Consider the following 325-nt stretch of genomic DNA (forward strand, 5'->3'; position numbering starts at 1 on the left):
ATGGAAGAATCCCGGCGAACATATTGATGTTGATGTAGTTTACGGCAATCCTTTTTTCCAGCAAGTTAAAAGCCCTTATGATCTTTTTGAATTATTTGCGGGGTTTCCATTGAATATTCCTTCTTATCATGCCGCGATAGTTTCCGACGGTTCCCTTTATTTTATAAATCTTTTTTTCGAAAGTCCAAATAAACAGAATCCTTTAAATTTTTTCGTTTAGAAATTTTCGTGCCTCTCTCTCTTTGTGGGTTTTCTCTTAAAAAGGGTCCCTTTAAACCGCCGCAAGGAATGTATGTTCTTTTTTTGCCGAATGACCGGCTAATAT

1 protein-coding gene is annotated in these 325 nt (G+C 36.6%); it reads left to right on the forward strand.

The genetic code is table 11. The annotated features are described in order from the left end of the window. Positions 1 to 220 (forward strand): hypothetical protein (locus ACYVTD_RS18700; RefSeq protein ID WP_461249084.1); only part of this gene is annotated, 220 nt, incomplete at its 5' end. Between the last annotated feature and the right edge of the window lie 105 nt (positions 221 to 325).

It is taken from the genome of Treponema sp. R6D11 (assembly GCF_054786075.1).